This window comes from Nocardioides sp. (assembly GCF_041913365.1).
GTDB lineage: Bacteria > Actinomycetota > Actinomycetes > Propionibacteriales > Nocardioidaceae > Nocardioides.
On the sequence record NZ_JAYSFM010000011.1, the window covers coordinates 1 to 19,127 of the forward strand.

General features: G+C 72.7%; 15 protein-coding genes. 2 read left to right on the forward strand and 13 right to left on the reverse strand.

Annotation, left to right across the window (positions count from 1 at the left end):
• Positions 1 to 284: 284 nt before the first annotated feature.
• The 9 genes from ACE3QY_RS18650 to argC all read right to left on the reverse strand — a co-directional run bounded on the left by ACE3QY_RS18650 (position 285) and on the right by argC (position 9,574).
• Entirely contained in the window at positions 285 to 851 is a 567-nt protein-coding gene (locus tag ACE3QY_RS18650; protein WP_374457554.1) for a DNA-3-methyladenine glycosylase, read from the reverse strand.
• Positions 835 to 2,265: an argininosuccinate lyase gene (argH, locus tag ACE3QY_RS18655; protein WP_374457555.1), complete on the reverse strand. Its 1,431-nt coding sequence runs from the start codon at positions 2,263 to 2,265 to the stop codon at positions 835 to 837. Before argH ends, ACE3QY_RS18650 begins: the two co-directional genes overlap by 17 nt.
• Positions 2,265 to 3,710, reverse strand: coding sequence for an argininosuccinate synthase (gene argG, locus ACE3QY_RS18660; protein ID WP_374457556.1), 1,446 nt, complete (start codon positions 3,708 to 3,710; stop codon positions 2,265 to 2,267). The genes argH and argG overlap by 1 nt, the downstream gene beginning before the upstream one ends.
• Positions 3,707 to 4,258, reverse strand: a complete 552-nt coding sequence (locus ACE3QY_RS18665) for an arginine repressor (RefSeq protein WP_374457557.1) — start codon at positions 4,256 to 4,258, stop codon at positions 3,707 to 3,709. Before ACE3QY_RS18665 ends, argG begins: the two co-directional genes overlap by 4 nt.
• Complete coding sequence (gene argF, locus ACE3QY_RS18670; protein WP_374457558.1) at positions 4,255 to 5,178, reverse strand: ornithine carbamoyltransferase; 924 nt, start codon at positions 5,176 to 5,178, stop codon at positions 4,255 to 4,257. Before argF ends, ACE3QY_RS18665 begins: the two co-directional genes overlap by 4 nt.
• A 61-nt stretch (positions 5,179 to 5,239) precedes the next feature.
• Positions 5,240 to 6,445 carry an acetylornithine transaminase gene (locus ACE3QY_RS18675; protein WP_374457559.1) on the reverse strand — a complete coding sequence of 402 codons (1,206 nt, stop codon included), beginning with the start codon at positions 6,443 to 6,445 and terminating at the stop codon, positions 5,240 to 5,242.
• On the reverse strand, positions 6,445 to 7,401 hold the full coding sequence (gene argB, locus ACE3QY_RS18680; protein WP_374457560.1) for an acetylglutamate kinase: 957 nt from the start codon (positions 7,399 to 7,401) through the stop codon (positions 6,445 to 6,447). Before argB ends, ACE3QY_RS18675 begins: the two co-directional genes overlap by 1 nt.
• Complete coding sequence (gene argJ / locus ACE3QY_RS18685; protein WP_374457561.1) at positions 7,398 to 8,549, reverse strand: bifunctional glutamate N-acetyltransferase/amino-acid acetyltransferase ArgJ; 1,152 nt, start codon at positions 8,547 to 8,549, stop codon at positions 7,398 to 7,400. The genes argB and argJ overlap by 4 nt, the downstream gene beginning before the upstream one ends.
• The gene (argC, locus tag ACE3QY_RS18690; protein ID WP_374457562.1) at positions 8,546 to 9,574 is read right to left on the reverse strand and encodes an N-acetyl-gamma-glutamyl-phosphate reductase; all 1,029 of its coding nucleotides are present in this window, start codon (positions 9,572 to 9,574) and stop codon (positions 8,546 to 8,548) included. The genes argJ and argC overlap by 4 nt, the downstream gene beginning before the upstream one ends.
• 93 nt (positions 9,575 to 9,667) lie before the next feature.
• On the opposite strand from argC, the gene ACE3QY_RS18695 reads away from it, so the two are divergent.
• Together ACE3QY_RS18695 and ACE3QY_RS18700 are read left to right on the forward strand one after the other, a co-directional pair.
• Positions 9,668 to 10,474, forward strand: a complete 807-nt coding sequence (locus tag ACE3QY_RS18695; protein WP_374457563.1) for a maleylpyruvate isomerase family mycothiol-dependent enzyme — start codon at positions 9,668 to 9,670, stop codon at positions 10,472 to 10,474.
• Between the two features lie 64 nt (positions 10,475 to 10,538).
• The gene (locus ACE3QY_RS18700; protein ID WP_374457564.1) at positions 10,539 to 11,969 is read left to right on the forward strand and encodes a calcium-binding protein; all 1,431 of its coding nucleotides are present in this window, start codon (positions 10,539 to 10,541) and stop codon (positions 11,967 to 11,969) included.
• Positions 11,970 to 12,037: 68 nt separating this feature from the next.
• Here ACE3QY_RS18700 and pheT read toward each other — a convergent pair whose 3' ends face one another.
• From pheT to ACE3QY_RS18720, 4 genes are all read right to left on the reverse strand, one after another.
• Positions 12,038 to 14,536: a phenylalanine--tRNA ligase subunit beta gene (gene pheT, locus ACE3QY_RS18705; protein ID WP_374457565.1), complete on the reverse strand. Its 2,499-nt coding sequence runs from the start codon at positions 14,534 to 14,536 to the stop codon at positions 12,038 to 12,040.
• A 17-nt stretch (positions 14,537 to 14,553) separates the two neighbouring features.
• Positions 14,554 to 15,651, reverse strand: coding sequence for a phenylalanine--tRNA ligase subunit alpha (gene pheS, locus ACE3QY_RS18710; protein WP_374457566.1), 1,098 nt, complete (start codon positions 15,649 to 15,651; stop codon positions 14,554 to 14,556).
• Between the two features lie 158 nt (positions 15,652 to 15,809).
• Complete coding sequence (locus tag ACE3QY_RS18715; RefSeq protein WP_374457567.1) at positions 15,810 to 18,401, reverse strand: DUF4153 domain-containing protein; 2,592 nt, start codon at positions 18,399 to 18,401, stop codon at positions 15,810 to 15,812.
• Positions 18,398 to 19,105, reverse strand: coding sequence for a response regulator transcription factor (locus tag ACE3QY_RS18720; protein WP_374457568.1), 708 nt, complete (start codon positions 19,103 to 19,105; stop codon positions 18,398 to 18,400). The genes ACE3QY_RS18715 and ACE3QY_RS18720 overlap by 4 nt, the downstream gene beginning before the upstream one ends.
• Positions 19,106 to 19,127: the final 22 nt, after the last annotated feature.

A 19,127-nucleotide genomic window follows, 5' to 3' on the forward strand; every position in this document is an offset into this window, starting at 1 on the left:
CTAATTCGTCGACTAATCAAACACACTGTTGAGTTCTCAAGAATCAGACGCACCCGTTCCTCGCCGGCCTGGCCGGTTCGGTCGCGGGGCAACCTGCAGAAACTTACCGGGCGCAAGGTTGCGAGTCAAACTCGTAAGTCCGACGCTCGGTGTGGTCGCAGCTGGTTTCCGCTTCAGCTGACCTTCTGGCCAGGAGGCGGCGCCGCTTGCGGCGACAGGAAGAACATTAGACGACGGTTCGGGGACATGCCAAACCGGGGGTGCCCTTCACGCAAAACCGCAGGTCAGCGGCCTGCACGAGGTCTCGGTGCGGCGGGACGGTAGGTGCTCACCGTCGGATCACCGGTCAACCAGAACCGCCACGGACGGTCGGCCGCCAGGCGCAGTCCGACCCGCGGTCCGGTGCTGATCGACGCCGGCGCCTCACCCGGCACGAGCTCCGGTCGTACGCCGTTGTCCGCCAGCGTCATCCCGAGGACGGTGCAGAGGCGTGCGGGACCGCGGGCCAGGTCGCGGTCGCTGCTGCTGGGGCGACGGGAGCGGGCCACCTCGTGGCCGGCGACGACCTCTCCCGCCCGCAGGAGCACGGCGCCCGGGTTGCCGTCCGGGCCCGTGACCAGGTTGGCGCAGTGGTGCATGCCGTAGACGAAGTAGACGTACAGGCGGCCTGGTGGGCCGAACATGACGGCGTTGCGGTCCGTGCGCCCCCGGAAGGCGTGGGACCCCGGGTCGTCGGGGCCGGCGTACGCCTCCACCTCGGTCAGGCGGACGGAGACGCCGCCGTGGGTGAGGGTCGCTCCCAGCAGGCGCGGGGCGACCTCGAGCGGGTCGCCCTCAGCCCAGGCGGGCACGGTGCTCGGCGCTCACGCCGCGGAGCTCGTCCAGCTGCTCGCGCACCCGGACCGGGGCGGTGCCACCGCGGCCGGACCGCGAGGCGACCGAGCCCGCGACCGTCAGCACGGACCGCACCTCGGGCGTCAGCGCGGGCGAGATCGCGGCGAGCTGGTCGTCGGTGAGGTCGGGTAGGTCGCAGCCCAGCTCCTCGCAGCGGCGTACGCAGGCTCCGGCGACCTCGTGCGCGTCACGGAACGGCACGCCCTCGCGCACCAGCCATTCCGCGACGTCGGTCGCGAGCGAGAAGCCCTGCGGCGCGAGCTCGGCCATGCGCGCGGCGTTGAACGTCAGCGTGGCGACCATCCCGCTCATCGCGGGCAGGAGCACCTCGAGGGTCTCGACCGAGTCGAAGACCGGCTCCTTGTCCTCCTGGAGGTCGCGGTTGTAGGCGAGCGGGAGGCCCTTGAGGGTGGCCATCAGGCCTGACAGGTTGCCGATGAGACGCCCGGACTTCCCGCGCGCGAGCTCGGCGATGTCGGGGTTCTTCTTCTGCGGCATGATGCTCGACCCGGTCGACCAGGAGTCGTGGAGCGTCGCGAAGTCGAACTCCCGCGTCGTCCAGAGGATGACCTCCTCGGCCAGGCGGGAGAGGTCGACGCCGACCTGCGCGGTCACGAAGGCGAACTCGGCGGCGAAGTCACGCGACGCGGTGCCGTCGATCGAGTTGGCCGACGAGCCGGAGAACCCCAGCTCGGCGGCGACCGCGACCGGGTCGAGGCCGAGCGTCTGTCCAGCGAGCGCGCCCGAGCCGTACGGCGAGTCGCTGGCGACGCGGGCGTCCCAGTCGCGCAGCCGCTCGACGTCGCGCAGCAGCGGCCACGCGTGCGCCAGCAGGTGGTGCGCGAGGAGGACCGGCTGCGCGTGCTGGAGGTGCGTGCGCCCCGGCATGACGCTCTCCCGGCCCGGGGCGAGGTGCTCCCCTGCCTGAGCGGCGAGCACGTCGACCAGGTCGAGCACCAGGCCCGCGATGGTGCGCGCGTGGTCGCGGAGGTAGGCGCGGAAGAGCGTCGCCACCTGGTCGTTGCGCGAGCGACCGGCACGCAGCCGCCCGCCGACCTCGGGGCCGACCTCCTCGAGCAGCAGCCGCTCGAGCGCGCCGTGGACGTCCTCGTCGCTCTCGGCCGGCAGCAGGTCGCCGGTGGCGTACCGCTCCCCCAGCACCTCCAGGCCGCGCAGCAGCTCGGCGTGGTCGGCGTCGGTGAGCAGCCCGGCCCGGTGCAGCGCGTTGGCGTGCGCCCGCGAGCCCGCGAGGTCGTACGGCGTCAGCTGCCAGTCGAAGTGCGTCGACCTCGACAGCGCCTGCAGCTCGGGCGAGGGGCCGCTCGCGAAGCGACCGCCCCACAGCGAGCCCTCGTTGGTGGTGCCTGCCATCAGTCGGTCCCGAACTCCATCGCCGCGTTCTCCAGTGCCGTCTCGTCGAGCTCGTCCTCGTCCCCCTGCTCGGCAGACGAGTGGCCGGTGATCCGGTCGAAGCCACCGGCCTCGATGGCACCGTAGAGGGTGCCGTTCTCGACGAGCACCTGGCCCTGGTCGAGCGGCTGGGCGGCGTAGAGCTCGAGCTTGGCGCGCGAGTCGGCGATGTCGAGGTTGCGCATGGTGAGCTGGCCGATGCGGTCGGTCGGGCCGAACGCGGCGTTCTCGGTGCGCTCCATGGAGAGCTTGTCGGGGTGGTAGGAGAACGCCGGGCCGTCGGTGCGCAGGATCGTGTAGTCCTCGCCGCGCCGCAGCCGGACGGTGACCTCACCGGTGACGAGCGAGGCGATCCAGCGCTGGACCGACTCGCGGATCATCAGGGCCTGCGGGTCGAGCCAGCGGCCCTCGTACAGCAGCCGGCCGAGCTTGCGGCCCTCGTTGTGGTACTGCGCGACGGTGTCCTCGTTGTGGATCGCGTTCACGAGCCGCTCGTAGGCGATGAAGAGCAGCGCCATCGCCGGGGCCTCGTAGATGCCGCGCGACTTGGCCTCGATGATGCGGTTCTCGATCTGGTCGGACATGCCGAGCCCGTGCCGGCCGCCGATGGTGTTGGCCTCGTGGACCAGCGCGACCGGGTCGTCGTAGCGGGTGCCGTTGATGGCGACCGGCCGCCCCTGGTCGAAGTGGATGGTGACGTCCTCGGCCTCGATCGCGACGGACGGGTCCCAGAACTTCACCCCCATGATCGGCTCCACGGTCTCCAGCGAGACGTCGAGGTGCTCGAGGGTCTTGGCCTCGTGGGTGGCGCCCCAGATGTTGGCGTCGGTGGAGTACGCCTTCTCCTGGCTGTCGCGGTAGGGCAGGCCGTGCTCGGTGAGCCAGGCGCTCATCTCGTGGCGGCCGCCGAGCTCGGTAACGAAGTCGGCGTCGAGCCACGGCTTGTAGATGCGCAGGTCCGGGTTGGCGAGCAGGCCGTAGCGGTAGAAGCGCTCGATGTCGTTGCCCTTGAAGGTCGAGCCGTCGCCCCAGATGTTGACGTCGTCGTCGTGCATGGCGCGCACGAGCATCGTGCCGGTGACCGCGCGGCCGAGCGGCGTGGTGTTGAAGTAGGCGCGGCCGCCGGAGCGGATGTGGAACGCCCCGCACGCCAGGGCGGCGAGCCCCTCCTCCACCAGCTGGGTCTTGCAGTCGACGGCGCGCGCGAGCTCGGCGCCGTACTGCATCGCGCGGGACGGCACGCCGGAGATGTCGGGCTCGTCGTACTGGCCGATGTCGGCGGTGTAGGTGCACGGCACCGCTCCCTTGGCGCGCATCCAGGCGACCGCCACGGAGGTGTCGAGGCCTCCGGAGAAGGCGATGCCGACGCGCTCGCCGACGGGGAGGGAGGTGAGGACCTTGCTCACGGGGTGTCCTTTGCTGGGGTCGTGGGGGCGCTGCTGTGGTGGTGGTCGTTGGCCAGGTCGAGGAAGCGCTGGGCCAGGGCGTCGCCCCCGAGCGGGTCGCGCCCAATGACCAGGACCGTGTCGTCGCCGGCGATGGTGCCGAGGATCTCGCCCAGGTCAGCGCGGTCGAAGGCACTGGCCAGGAACTGCGCCGCACCGGGCGGGGTGCGGAGCACGACGAGGTTTGCGCTCGCCTCCGCGGTGACCAGGAGCTCGGCGCACAGCCGGGCGAGCCGGTCGCGGCCGGCGGCGGTCTCGCGGGGAGCGGCGACGGCGGTGCGGTCACCGCCCTCGCCGGGCACGGCGTACACGAGGGCGCCGTCGGCGCTGCGGACCTTGACCGCGTCGAGCTCGACGAGGTCGCGGCTCAGCGTGGCCTGGGTGACGCGCACGCCGTGGTCGGCGAGCAGGTCCGCGAGCTCGGTCTGCGAGCGCACCGGGTGGGTCGTCACGATCTCGATGATCCGCGCGTGCCGGGCCCCCTTGGTGACCGGGGCGACGGCGCTCATCGTCGCTCCAGCAGCCAGGTGAGCACGGCCTTCTGGGCGTGGCGACGGTTCTCCGCCTCGTCCCACACCACGGACTGCGGGCCCTCGATGACCTCCTCGGAGATCTCCTTGCCGCGGTAGGCGGGCAGGCAGTGCATGACGATGGCCTCCGGGTCGGCGTGGGCGAGCAGATCCTCGGTCACACCGTAGGGCGGGAAGATCCGCAGGCGTTCCTGCGACTCCTCCTCGCGGCCCATGCTGACCCAGGAGTCGGTGATGACCACGTCGGCGCCGGTCGCCGCCTCGACCGGGTCGCTGGTCAGGTCGACCGAGCCGCCGGTGTCCTGTGCGATCTCGCGGGCCTTCGCGACGACCTCGCCGTCGGGCGTGAAGCCCTCAGGGGCACCGACGACGACGTGCATGCCCGCCGCAGCGCCGGCGAGGACCCACGAGTTGCCCATGTTGCAGGCCCCGTCGCCGACGAACGCGGCGCGGACACCGGACAGGCGGCCCTTGTACTCGCGCACGGTCTGGAGGTCGGCCAGCAGCTGGCACGGGTGGAACTCGTCGGTGAGCGCGTTGAGGACGGGCACACCGGCGCGCTCCGCCATGGTGACGACGTCGCTCTGGTGGGCGGTGCGCCACACGATCGCAGACGCCTGGCGGCCCAGGACGCGGGCGACGTCCTCGACGCCCTCGCGCGACCCCATCGCGGCGAGACCGCCGTCCACCGTCATCGGGTTGCCGCCGAGCTCGGCGATGCCCGCGGCGAAGGAGACCTGGGTGCGCAGGGTCGGCCGGTCGAAGACCAGCGCCACCGTGCGGGGTCCGGCGAGCGGCTTGTGGTCGTACGGCGCTGCCTTGAGCGTGTCGGCCAGGTCGAGGACCTCGAGCAGCTCGGCCGGCGACAGGTCGTCGTCACGCAGGAAGTGGCGGGTCATGCGGGGTCCTTGCGGCGTTGTTCGGAGGAGCGAAGCGGAGGAGAAGAACGGCGTGGGGTGCTCATGAGGCGGACTCCGTCCGGTCGAGGCCGGCTGCGGTGCGGGCCGTGTCGAGGATGGCGGGCAGTGCCGCGGCGAGCGCGTCGAGGTCGGCGGAGGTGATGACCAGCGGCGGCACGAAGCGCAGGCGGGTGGGGCCGGTGGCGTTGAGGATGAAGCCCGCCTCCCTGCCGGCCGCGACCGCGTGGGTCGCGTAGGGGCCGTCGAGCTCGGCACCGCGCATCAGGCCGGAGCCGGTCACCTCGACGACGCCGGCCTGGTCCGCGAGCAGCCCGGCGAGCTGGTCGCCCCGGGCGACGACGGCCTCGAGCAGGCCCTCGGCCTCGATGGTGTCGAGCACGGCGAGGGCCGCGGCTGCGGCCACCGGGTTGCCGCCGAACGTGGTGCCGTGGTTGCCGGGCTGCAGCAGCGTCGCCGTGGCGCCCCGCGCGACGGTGGCGCCCACTGGGATCCCGCCGCCGAGGCCCTTGGCGAGGGTGACGACGTCGGGCTGCACGTCCTCGAGGAGCTGGTGGGCGAACCACGCGCCGGTCCGGGCGATGCCGGTCTGCACCTCGTCGAGCCACAGCAGCGCGCCGTTGTCGTGGGCGATGAGCTGGGCGGCGGCGAGGTAGTCGGCGCTGGGCACGACGACGCCCGCCTCGCCCTGCAGGGGCTCCAGCACGACCGCGGCCACGGTGCCGTCGACGGCGGCCTCGAGGGCGGCCACGTCGTCGTACGGGACGAAGGTGACGTCGCCCGGCAGCGGCTCGAACGGCTCGCGGTAGGCCGCCTTCGAGGTGAGGGCGAGGGCGCCCATCGTGCGGCCGTGGAACGAGCCCTCCGCGGCGACCAGCCGGGTGCGGCCGGTGCGGCGGGTGAGCTTGAGCGCGGCCTCGTTGGCCTCGGTGCCGGAGTTGCTGAAGAAGACCCGGGCTTCCTCGCCCCAACCCAGCAGCGCGACGAGTCGCTCGGCGAGCGCGACCTGGGGCTCGGTGGCGAAGAAGTTGGAGACGTGGCCGAGCGTCGAGAGCTGGGTCGTCACCGCCTCGACCAGGGCGGGGTGCCCGTGGCCGAGGGCGTTGACGGCGATGCCGCCGAGGAGGTCGACGTACTCCTTGCCGTCGGCGTCCCACACGTGCGCGCCCTGCCCGCGGACGAGCGCGAGCTGGGGTGGGCCGAAGGTGTTCATGACGGCGCCGGCATAGCGCTCCTGGATGTCGCCCATCACTCTTCCTCCTCCGCGGCATAGGGCTTGCGCATCTTCGTGGCGGCGCCGGGCAGGACCTGGGTGCCGACGCCCTCGTCGGTGAAGATCTCGAGCAGCACGGCGTGGGGCTCCCGGCCGTCGACGACGGTCGCCCGCGGGACTCCCCCGGTCACCGCCTCGTAGCAGGCGCGCATCTTGGGGACCATCCCCGCGTCCAGCGTCGGCAGCATCTCGCCAAGCGCCTCGGGGCTGATCTCCTGGATCAGGTCGTCGGAGTTGCCGTAGTCGCGGTAGAGGCCCTCGACGTCGGTGAGGACCAGCAGCTTCTCGGCGCCGAGCGCGACGGCGAGCGCCGAGGCGGCGGTGTCGGCGTTGACGTTGTGGACCCGGCCCTCCACGTCGGGGGCGACCGAGCTGACGACGGGGACCCGGCCGGCCTCGATCAGGTCGAGCACGGCCTCGGGGCGGACCTTGGCCACCTCGCCGACGAGGCCGAGGTCGACCTCCTCGCCGTCGATGACGGTGTTGGTGGGCTCGGCGGTGAACAGCCCGGCGTCCTCGCCGGAGAGGCCGACCGCGAGGGCGCCGTGCTGGTTGATCAGCCCGACGAGCTCGCGCTGCACCTGGCCGACGAGCACCATCCGGACGACGTCCATCGCCTCGGGCGTGGTCACGCGCAGGCCGCCGCGGAACTCCGACTCGATGCCTAGCTTGTCGAGCATCCGGGAGATCTGCGGCCCGCCGCCGTGGACCACGACGGGCTTGAAGCCGGCGAACCGCAGGAACGCGATGTCCTCGGCGAACGCCACCTTGAGGGACTCGTCGGTCATCGCGTTGCCGCCGTACTTCACCACGATGGTCTGGCCGTGGTAGCGCTTGAGCCACGGCAGCGCCGCCGCCAGCGTCCTGGCCTTGGCAGGGTCGGGCCGACGGGGGTTCTGCACCGTCTCGGGGTGCTGGGTCGTGTCGCTCATGAGCTGTAGGCGCTGTTCTCGTGGACGTAGGCGTGGGTGAGGTCGTTGGTCCAGACGGTCGCGCGGGCGTCGCCGGACTTGAGGTCGATCGTCACGCTGACCTCGCGGCCGGTGAGGTCGACCGTGGAGGGGTCCTCGGCAGGCGTGGAGCTGCGGCAGACCCAGACACCGTTCATCGCGACGTCGAGGTCGGCCGGGTCGAACGCGGCCTGCGTCGTGCCGATGGAGGCGAGCACTCGCCCCCAGTTGGGGTCGTTGCCGAAGACGGCGGCCTTGAAGAGGTTGCTGCGGGCGACGCTCCGGCTCACCTCGACCGCCTCCTCCTCGCTCGCGGCGTGGAGGGTGGTGATGGCGATCTCGTGGTCGGCGCCCTCGGCGTCCTTGAGCAGCTGCATGGCGAGGTCGGTGCAGGCCTGCGTCAGGGCGGCGGTGAAGTCCTCGGGAGTCGGGGTGATCCCGCTGGCCCCGCTGGCCATCACGGTGACGGTGTCGTTGGTCGACATGCAGCCGTCGGAGTCGAGGCGGTCGAAGCTGACCCGGGTCGCCGCCCGCAGCGCAGCGTCGAGGTCGGCGGCGGGGACGACCGCGTCGGTGGTGATCACCACGAGCATCGTGGCGAGCTGGGGCGCGAGCATCCCCGCGCCCTTGGCCATCCCTCCGATCGACCAGCCGGCGCCCTCGACGACCGTGTTCTTGCTGACCGAGTCGGTCGTCATGATCGCCTCGGCCGCGCTGGCGCCTCCGTCGGCGTCGAGGGCCGCAGTGGCCGCCTCCACCCCCGCGAGCAGGTCGTCGCGGTCGTTGGCCAGGCCGATGAGGCCGGTCGAGCAGACCACCACGTCGATCGCACCGATGCCGAGGCCGTCGGCGACCTTCTCGGCCACGGCGTGCGTGGTCTGGAAGCCCTCGGGCCCGGTGTAGCAGTTCGCGCCGCCGGAGTTGAGCACGACCGCGCGCACGACGCCGTCCTTGACGACCTCCTGGCTCCAGAGCACGGGGTTGGCCTTGCACCGGTTGGCGGTGAAGACGGTGGCGGAGTCGAAGCTCGGCCCCTGGTTGACGACCAGCGCGAGGTCCTTGGCGCCGGTGGACTTCAGACCGGCCGCGACGCCGGCCGCGGTGAAGCCCTGGGGGTGGGTGACGGTCATGGCGCGAGTCCGATCGTGGGAAGGCCGGTGGTCTCGTCGAGGCCGAGGGCGAGGTTCATGCACTGCACGGCTGCGCCGGCGGTGCCCTTGGCGAGGTTGTCGACGACCCCGACGGCGACCAGCCGCCCGGCCGCCTCGTCGACGGTGACCTGGAGGTGGACGGCGTTGGAGCCGAGCACGGACTGGGTCTGCGGCCACAGCCCCGCCGGCAGGACGTGGACGAAGGGCTCGTCGGCGTACGCCGCTGCGTAGGCGTCGTACGCCTGCTCGGGGGTGACTGCCGAGGCGAGCGGGGCCGAGACCGTGGCCAGGATGCCGCGGGGCATCGGCACGAGGACTGGCGTGAAGCTCACCTTCACGTCTCCGTCGTGGACCAGGCGGAGGTTCTGCAAGATCTCGGGCGTGTGGCGGTGGACGCCACCGACGCCGTAGGCGCTGACGTTGCCCATCACCTCGCTGCCGAGGAGGTGCGGCTTGGCGGCCTTGCCCGCGCCCGAGGTGCCGCTCGCCGCGACCACGGTGACGTCTGGGGTGACCAGGCCTGCCGCGAGCGCGGGGGCGATGGTGAGCGTGGAGATGGTCGGGTAGCACCCGGGGACGGCGACCCGGGTGGCGCCGCGGAGCAGGTCCCGCTGGCCGGCGAGCTCGGGCAGGCCGTAGGGCCACGACCCGGCGTGCTCTCCGCCGTAGAAGGACGCCCACGCCTCGGGGTCGGTCAACCGGAAGTCCGCGCCGCAGTCGATGACGACCGCCGCGTCGCCGAGCGCCTGGGCGATCGGCGCCGACTGCCCGTGCGGCAGTGCGAGGAAGACCACGTCGTGCCCCGCGAGCACGTCGACGGTGGTCGGCTCCAGCTCGCGGTCCGCGAGCGGCAGGAGGTGGGGCTGAAGCGTTCCGAGCCGCTCGCCGGCATTGGCACCGGCGGTCAGCGCGCCGATCTCGACCTCGGGGTGGCCCAGCAGGAGTCGCAGGACCTCGCCACCGGCGTACCCGCTGGCACCGGCGACGGCTACTGATACGGACATATGCATGACTATACACGCTGGCGCATGGACGGGCGAATGGGGCGCGCGCAAATGAGGGCGCACTCCGTCCGACCACTCCCCTACGGTTCACGGGTGACCCGACTTTCCACCGAGAGCTACCTGTCCCACCTCCGCGCCGAGTCCGCGCGGTTCCGCGAGGTCCTCGCCGCCTGCGATCCGGAGGCGCGGGTGCCCTCCTGCCCGGACTGGTCGGCGGCCGACCTGCTGTGGCACCTGGCGACCGTGCAGCGCTGGTGGGCCGACGTGCTCGGCGCGCGGCCCACCCGGCCCGAGGAGGTCGAGCCGCCCCGCCCCGAGTCGTACGACGAGCTGCTGAGCACCTACGACGCATGGTCGGCGGACCTGGCGACGGCGCTCGAGGGCGCCGACCCGGCCGAGGAGGCGTGGACATGGTCCGACGACCAGACGGTCGGCTTCATCCTGCGGCGCCAGGCGCACGAGGCGCTGGTCCACCGCGTCGACGCGGAGCTGGCCGCGGGCGTCACGTCCGCGATGGACCCGGGCCTGGCCACCGACGGCGTGCACGAGGTGCTCGACGTGATGTACGGCGGCTGCCCGCCGTGGGGCTCCTGGGTCGCTGAGGACGACGGCGTGGTGCGCGTCGACACGACCGACACGGGTGAGCAGTTCTGGCTGCGCTTCGGCATCTTCTCCGGCACCGACCCCGACAGCGGCACGACGTACGCCGACGAGGAGGACTTCCACGTGGTCGCGCCGCCGGAGGACGCGGACGTCGAGCCCGACGTCGTGGTCGACGGGACGGCCGAGGCGCTCGACCGCTGGCTGTGGAACCGGTCCGACGACACCGGGATCTCCGTGGCCGGCGACCAGGACATCTACGCCCGCTTCCGCGCGATCGTGGGCTCGCCGATCAACTGAGCAACCAAAGTGGTCGTCGGTGCGTCTTCTGTGACGACCACACCACACGACGGGGGAACACACCATGCGAACTGCTCGACCGGTCGGCGCCGCGGCGCTGGCCACCACCATGCTCGGCGCGGGCCTCGCGCTCCTCGCCGTGCCCGCCTCCGCGCAGGCGCCCATCACCTGCCAGGGGAAGACGGCGACGGTGGTCGGCACCACCGGCACGGAAGGCGACGACGTCATGGTGGTCGTGCCGATCGAGGGCACCACCGCCCAGGCGCTCGGCGGCAACGACACCATCTGCATCGTGGCGGCGCCCGAGGACGGCACCCGCAGCGTCGTGGTGGACGCCGGCCCGGGGAACGACACCGTCGTCAACGAGAGCGCCGACGTCGACGACGTCTGGTACACGGCGATCCTCGGCACTGGCGCCGACTCCTACGTCGGGCTCGACGCCGTCATCCGGGACGACGCGTCGGCGTCGCCGTTCGACGAGACGGTCTTCGCCGGTGTTCGTGACCTCACCGGCAGCCTCGGCGGACAGCTCGACGTCGACACGGACGTCATCGACACACGGGGCGGCAACGACGTCGTGCACTCGGGCACGACGGCACCGGGCGCGACGAACAACGACACGATCGCCCTGGGGACGGGCAACGACACGCTCCACTGGACGGGCGAGCAGCGCTCCGGCACCGTGGACCTGGGTGATGGCGAGAACGCGCTGCACCTGGGCCCCGGGTGGCAGGGCGCCTCGGCGACGGTCTCGGGCCCGGCCAGCGCCGCGCTGCTCGACGGCCGCAGCGTGCTGCGCTGGACGGGGCCGGTGTCCCGCTACGACCTCAGGCTGGACACGCGGGACCAGGTCTTCGCGGGGACGAACGCCGACGAGACACTCGTCCTCGCGCGCGCGTCGACCCAGTCCAGCGCCGAGACCGTCAGCGGCCGGCGCGTCGTCGAGATGGGCGGCGGGGACGACGTCCTCGCGCTGTACTTCATGGGCACTGGGCGGGTCACCGGCGGGCCGGGGCGTGACAGCTACAGCGGCGACGGGTGCACGACCGCCGCCGTCCGCATCGGCGGGAGCTTCGACTGCCTGCAGGCGGGCGCCTCCGCGCTCCAGCACACGTTCGACTTCGACGACTTCGAGGACCTCCTGCTCCAGGGCGGGGACGTGACGGTGCGCGGCAGCGCCGCCGACGAGAAGATCAAGGTGGTCGCCAGCAAGCGGATCGCGATCCGCGGGCGCGCCGGCGACGACGTGCTCAACGCCAACGTCTCCGGACGCATCCGGGGTGTGGGCCGCGTGGTGCTCTCCGGCGGGGCGGGTGCGGACCGGCTCGTCGGCTCCGGCGCCGAGGACCGGCTGCTCGGGGGCCGCGGTGACGACAAGCTCTTCGGCGAGGGCCGCGGCGACACCCTGGTCGGCGGTCCGGGCCGCGACAGGACCTTCGGGCAGCAGGGGCGCGACCGCTGCTCCGGCGAGGTGCAACGCTCCTGCGAGCGGTGACCTGACACGACGCTGGCCCTTGAGTCTCCGAGAGACTCAAGGGCCAGCGTGCGTCCGGGGCAGGTCGCTCAGGTGCGCTGGACGGCGCCCGTGCGCTCGGCCGCAAGGGCGACCGCGGCGTCGCGCGCAGCGCCGGCCTCGCCCTCCTTGAGGGTCCGGTCGGGCGCGCGGAAGCGCAGGGCGTACGCCAGTGACTTCTTGCCCTCGCCGACCTGGGCGCCGGTGTAGACGTCGAACAGCCGGATCGACTCGAGCAGCTCGCCTGCGCCCTCCCGCAGCGCCGCCTCCACGTCGGCTGCCGGCACCGAGGCGTCGACGACGAGGGCGACGTCCTCCTTGGCGACTGGGTACGACGAGAAGGTCGGGGCAGGCCGGAGGTGGATCGCCAGCTCGATGAGCAGGTCGAGGTTGACCTCGGCCGCGACGGTGCGCTTGGGCAGCCCGAACGCCTCGCAGACCTTGGGGTGGACCTCGCCGGCGTGCCCGACCAGCCGGCCCTCGACCGACAGCTCGGCGCACCGGCCCGGGTGCCACGGGGCGAGCTCGGCCGCGGCGGCGGTGACCTCGAGGCCGAGCGCGGCCGCCACGGACCGGACGGCCTCGACGGCGTCGGCCCACGAGACCTGACGTCCCTCACCCCACCAGCCGCCGGCTGTCTCGTCCCCGAGGGCGACGAGCGCCAGGTGGAGCGGCTGGGCTGGCAGTGCGGCGTCGAGCGCCGCGAACTCGGCGTCGGTGGGGCGGCGGTCGACGGGCAGGATCGCGGCCGGGCCGGCGTCGCTCGGCAGGGTGACCGTCGCGGTCTCGAAGATCGCGACGTCGGCGTTGCCGTGCCCGACGTTCTTCGCCGCGGTCCGCAGCACGCCCGGAAGCAGCGTGGTGGTCATGTAGCCGGCCTCGGAGCTGAGCGGGTTGGACAGGCGCAGCATCCGGCGTCGCGGGTCGTCCTCGGGGAGCCCGAGGGCGTCGAGGTCGGTGGTGCCGACGAACGGGAAGCTGACCACCTCCACGTAGCCCTCCCCCGCGAGCGTGCGGCCGATCCGGCGACGCAGCTGCTGGGGACGGGTCAACCCGCGGCCCGACGGCGGCGTCGGCAGGACCGACGGCACCTTGTCGTAGCCGACGAGGCGGATGACCTCTTCGGAGAAGTCCTGCTCGTCGGTGAGGTCGGGGCGCCACGGCGGCGGAGTGACCGACAGCGTGCCGCTGCCGGCCTCGTCCGGCACCACCTCGCAGCCGATGGCGCGCAGGCACTCGATGCTGCGCTCCTCGGTGATCGGCATGCCCGACACCCGCTCGGCGAGGTCACCGGCGACCTGGACGACCGGCATGGCCGGCGGGGTGCCGACGACGGTCACCCCCGGCGCGGCGGTGCCCCCGCCGTGCTCGACCAGCAGCTCGACCACCCGGTCGGCCGCGGCCTCGCAGATCGTCGGGTCGACGCCGCGCTCGTTGCGCTTGCCGGCCTCGGAGGAGATCTTGTGGCGCTTGCCCGTGCGGAACATCGACACTGCGTCCCAGTGCGCCGCCTCGACCAGCACGGACGTCGTGGTGTCCGACATCTCGGTGGTCTCGCCACCCATCACGCCGCCGAGCCCGATGATCCCCGAGTCGTCGGTGACCACGAGGTCGGCGGGGTCGAGCGCGCGGTCCGTGCCGTCGAGGGTGGTCAGCCGCTCGCCGGCACGCGCCCGGCGTACGACGATCGCGCCGCGCAGCTTGTCGGCGTCGTAGCCGTGGATCGGCCGGCCGGTCTCGAGCATCACGTAGTTGGTGATGTCGACGGCCAGCGAGATCGGCCGCATGCCGGCCGCGGTGATCCGCTGCGTGATGAAGTCGGGGCTGGGTGCCGACGGGTCGACCCCGGTGACCTGGCGGGCCACGAAGACCGGGCACCCCTCGGCGTCCTCGACCACGACGGGATGGCCCTGGTCGTTGGCCGCAGGGGTGTCGCGCAGTGCCGGGTCGCGGAAGCTGCCCGCGCCCTCGACGGAGACGAGCACCTCACGGGCGATGCCCCGCAGGGAGAGCGCGTAGGCCCGGTCGGGGTTGATCTCGAACTCGATGACCTCCTCGTCGAGGCCGAGCAGCGGGCGGGCGTCCTCACCGGGCGCGCCGGCGTCGTCGGGCAGCACGATGATGCCGTCGTGGTCCTCGCCGAGGCCGAGCTCGCGGGCCGAGCAGATCATCCCGGCCGAGACGTGGCCGTAGGTCTTGCGGGCGCTGATCTCGAAACCGCCGGGCAGCACGCCACCGGGCAGCACGGTGACGACGAGGTCGCCGGGCTTGAAGTTGTGCGCGCCGCAGACGATGCCCTGCGGCTCACCCGTGCCGTTGGCGTCGCCGACGTCGACGGTGCACCAGTTGATGGTCTTGCCGTTCTTCTGCGGCTCAGGGTCCATGGTGAGGACGCGGCCGACGACCAGCGGACCGGTGATGTCCTTGCCGGGGCTGGCGATCGCCTCGAGCTTGAGGCCGGTGAGGGTGAGTCGGGCGGTGAGCTCGTCGGTGGTCGTGCCCTCGGGCACGTCGACGTACTCCAGGATCCAGGACTTGGGGGCCTTCATGGCTCAGATCTCTCCCTCTAGATTTCGCTGCCGAAGGCGCTGCTGAACCGGATGTCGCCCTCGAAGAGCGGACGCAGGTCCTCGAGGTCGTGGCGGAACATGAACGACCGGTCGATGCCCATGCCGAACGCGAAGCCGCTGTAGACCTCCGGGTCGACGCCGCACGCGACGAGCACGCGCGGGTTGACCACGCCGCAGCCGCCCCACTCGATCCAGCCCTCGCCCCGGCAGGTCCGGCACGACGCCGGGTCGACGTTGCGGCACACGAAGCAGAGCACGTCGACCTCGGCCGACGGCTCGGTGAAGGGGAAGTACGACGGCCGGAACCGCGTGGTGATGCCGTCGCCGAAGAGCTGCGAGGCGAAGTGGTCGAGCGTGCCCTTGAGGTGGGCCATGGTGATCCCCTCGTCGACCACGAGGCCCTCGACCTGGTGGAACATCGGCGAGTGCGTGGCGTCGTACTCGTCGGTCCGGAAGACGCGGCCCGGGCAGACGACGTAGATCGGTGGCGTGCGCGTCAGCATGGTGCGCGCCTGCACGGGCGAGGTCTGCGTGCGCAGCACGACGTGGTCGTCGGCGGGCTCGGTCCAGAAGGTGTCCTGCATGGTGCGTGCCGGGTGGTCGGGACCGAGGTTGAGCGCGTCGAAGTTGAGCCACTCGGCCTCCACGACCGGACCCTCGGCGATCTCGTAGCCCATCGCGACGAACAGGTCGGCGATCAGCTCGGACTGGAGGGTGAGCGGGTGGCGGCTGCCGCGCCGGCGCCGGGTGGTGGGCAGCGAGACGTCGACGGTCTCCTCGACGAGCATCCGCTCCTCGTGCTCCGCCTCCAGGACGGCCTGCCGGGCCGCAAGGGCCTGGTTGATGGCGCCGCGGGCCTGGCCGACGCGCTGGCCGGCCTCCTTGCGGGCCTGCGGGGGCAGCGCCCCGATCTCGCGGTTGGCGAGCGCCAGCGGGGAGCGGTCCCCGGCGTGGTCGAGGCGGACCTGCTTCAGCGCCTCGAGGTCACCGGCGGCGGCGACCGCGGCCAGGGCCGCCTCGCGCATCGCCTCGACCTCTTCGGCCTTGAGCGGGGTCACTTCGACAGGGTCGTAGTCGGTGTTGGGGCCGGACATGGCTCCCTTTCCTCACGAGCGACAAGGTCGCCGCAGAGTCTAGAAGTCGGATCGAGCATCGGGTCGGACGGGGCACTCCCCGGACCCGGTGACGTCAGCTGCCCGACGGACCAGGTCCGGGGCGCAGAAATCGCAGGCTCGTGTCCACGGGCACGACTCTACTCGGAGAGGGACGCGAACACGCCACTGCATTCGTCGTCCCGCGTCGTGGGGAAGGCGGCCACGTCGATGTCCTCCAGCACGCTCTCGGCGCGCGCACGACCCAGGTTCCAGGCGCGCGGGTCGTCGAGCGACTCCGCGCGCATGGAGTTGTACGGCAGCTGCCGGAGCACGCAGCGCGCCACCACGGGCCCCAGCCGGTCGGCGATGATGGGGGCTGCGTCGGCCGACAGCGACTGCAGGTAGGGCACGTCGAGCTTGCCGGTGGCGTCGTAGCGGTCGAGGTTGCGACCGGCGACCCACGCGTCGGGGTTGATCGCGGCCAGTCCGACGAGCGCGAGCGCTCCGGACGCCAGGGCGACGCGCGGCAGCCACTGCGCCCTCCCGGCCACGCCGGCGACCATGATCGCGAGCACGAGGAAGCCGAGCCAGCCCTCGAAGACGTCGACGAAGAGTCGCAGCGTGGTGAAGCCGTAGGCGTCCTGGTAGACGCTCATCCCGCGCAGCGCGGACGCGACGACCAGCAGGGTGAGCACGCACAGCAGGCCGAGCGAGGCGAACAGCCAGCGGCGGTCCTCGCGCGAGCTCCCGGCCCGACGCGAGGCCACCCACACCACGAGCACGGTCAAGGCGGTGGCGAGGGTCAGCTGGCCGAACCCCTTGTGCACGAAGTCGGCGTACGTCAGGCCGGTGGTGTCCTGGATGTAGTCCTCGCCGCCGACCAGGGCGCGGGCCTGCGCGGCGATGAAGGCCAGGAAGACGCCGTCGACGACCAGCACGGGGACCAGCCACTCGAAGCGGTTGGCCAGGGGCGTCGGCCGCCGGTCACCGAGGACCTCCACCTGCGAGGGGTTGAGGGCGAGGTAGGCGGCACCGAGCGTCGCCGCGAAGACGAAGCAGGCGAGGAAGGCGCGGCCGACGAGCTCGTTGAAGGACAGGTTGGGAAGCAGCTGGTTGACCCACGAGCCGAAGACGGGGTTGGCGCTGGCGAAGATCGTCCCGAAGACACCGAGGCCGAGCAGCGACCACATCGCGGTGCGCACCAGAGCCGGGGTGCGTGAGGAGGATCCGCCCAGCCGGAGGGACCGGCCGAACCACGGCAGCCCGCGCAGCGAGGCGAGGGGCCACGAGATCCCGGTGAGCACGAACCCGGGGAGGGTGCCGGCACCGGTGACGCCGCACAGGAAGACCGCGGTCGCCGCCAGGAGGCACAGCAGCTGGACCCACGCGGCGGCGAGGAACGTCATCGGCAGCACCAGGAGCAGGGCGAGCGCGGCGCAGAAGAGGGTCCACGGCTCGCGCCGCCGACGAGCGGTCAGGAGCGCGGCGGCGCCGCACGCGATCGCCACGACCGTCCAGGTGACGGCGGGCCCGTGGAACGACAGGGCCGCGCCGGCGACCGTCCCGGCGACGGCGGCGGCGATGACCGTGCGCAGGCCGGACGGCAGGCCGTCCTCGGTCCAGAACCGACCGAAGAGCGCGTCCATGCCGGGCTTGCTGGTGGTGGGGACCGGCGGCAGTGGCGGCGGGGAGGGTGCGGTCGTGGTCATGGCGGGCTCCGGGCTCGGGGAAGGGACGGACGGGACGGCGGCGGGAGGCCCGACGGGCACGTCGAGGCGCAGGCGCGCGCCGCGGCCGGAGGGTGGGTCGAGGAAGCGCAGGGTGCCGCCGTGGAGCTGGGCGACCCAGCGGGAGACGGCGAGTCCGAGGCCCGTGCCGCCGGCGCCGTCGGTGCCGAAGCGCTCGAAGACGCGCTCGCGGTCGGCGGGTGCGACTCCCCCGCCGTCGTCGGTGACCTCCAGCCACCAGCCCGTCGCGTCGGCATCGGCCACCACGCGTACGTCACTGCCGGTGGGCGCGTGGCGGGCGGCGTTGTCGAAGGCGTTGACGAGCAGCTGTTGGAGCCGCGCCGGGTCGGCTCGTACGACGACCTCGTCGGGCACCGCGACGTCGAAGCTGCCGGGCCTCCCGGCGGACGTCACCTGGGCGGCGGACTCCTCGACGAGCGACCGCAGGACGACGTCGCGCTGGTCGAGCTCGACGACCCCGGCTTCGAGCCGGGAGAGCTGCAGGAGGTCGTCGACGAGCCGGGCCAGGCGCTCGGCCTGGTCGAGGGCTGCGCCGAGGTGCTCGGTGTCGGCGGGGACGACCCCGTCCGCGAGGTTCTCCAGGAGCGCGGTCATCGCGGTGAGCGGCGTCCGCAGCTCGTGGGAGACCGTCGCGATCAGGTCGCGGCGCTCGCGGTCCACCGTGGCCAGGTCCTCGGCCATCCGGTTGAAGGCGGCGGCGAGCTGACCGACCTCGTCGGTGGCTGTCGTACGGACCCGGCCCGTGTAGTCGCCGCGGGCCATCGCCCGCGACACCTCGGTCATCCGTCGCAGCGGCTCCACCATGCCCGCCGCCAGCAGCTGCGTGACGCCCAGTGCGAGGGCCACGGTGACCGGCACGATGATCAGCGGCTGCACGTGGGCGGCCGAGCCGAGCAGCGTCACCAGCGCAGCCGTCACCACCGAGGCGGCGACCAGCAGGCCGAGCTTGGTCTTGATGCTCGTGACGGCATCCAGGGGCCGGCCCGTCGGCGTCTCGGTCACGGCAGGTCCTCCAGCGCGTAGCCGACGCCGTGGACGGTCCGGATCCGTTCCGCTCCGACCTTGCTGCGCAACGCCTTGACGTGGCTGTCCACCGTGCGCGTGGCGCTGCTGCTCGCCCACGCGTCGCCCCAGTCCCACACGTCGCGCAGCAGCCGCTCGCGGGTCAGCACCTGTCCGGACTCGCGGGCCAGGCACAGCAGCAGGTCGAACTCGGTCGGGGTGAGGTGGACCGGCTCCCCCGCGACCGTCGTACGGCGGGTGCCGGGGTCGATGCTCACGCCGCCCACCCGGATCGCGCCCGGGCGGGCGTCGGCGAGGGCGGCGGCCCGGTCGACCCGGCGGAGCAGGGCGGAGACGCGGGCGACGACCTCGCGCATCGAGAACGGCTTGGTGAGGTAGTCGTCGGCCCCGACGCCGAGACCGACCAGCACGTCGGCCTCGTCGTCACGGGCGGTGAGCATCAGGACCGGGACCGGACGGTCGGCCTGGATGCGGCGGCACACCTCGAGCCCGTCGAAGCCCGGCAGCATCACGTCGAGGAGGACGACGTCGGGGCGGACGGCGACTGCCAGCTCGACGGCGGACGGGCCGTCGAAGGCCTGCTCGACGACGTAGCCCTCGGCGCGCAGCCGCTGCGCGAGCGCGTCGTTGATGGTGCGCTCGTCCTCCACCACCAGGGCTGTCCGAGACGTCGCAGAGCTCATGGCACGAGGTTAGGAGCCCGAC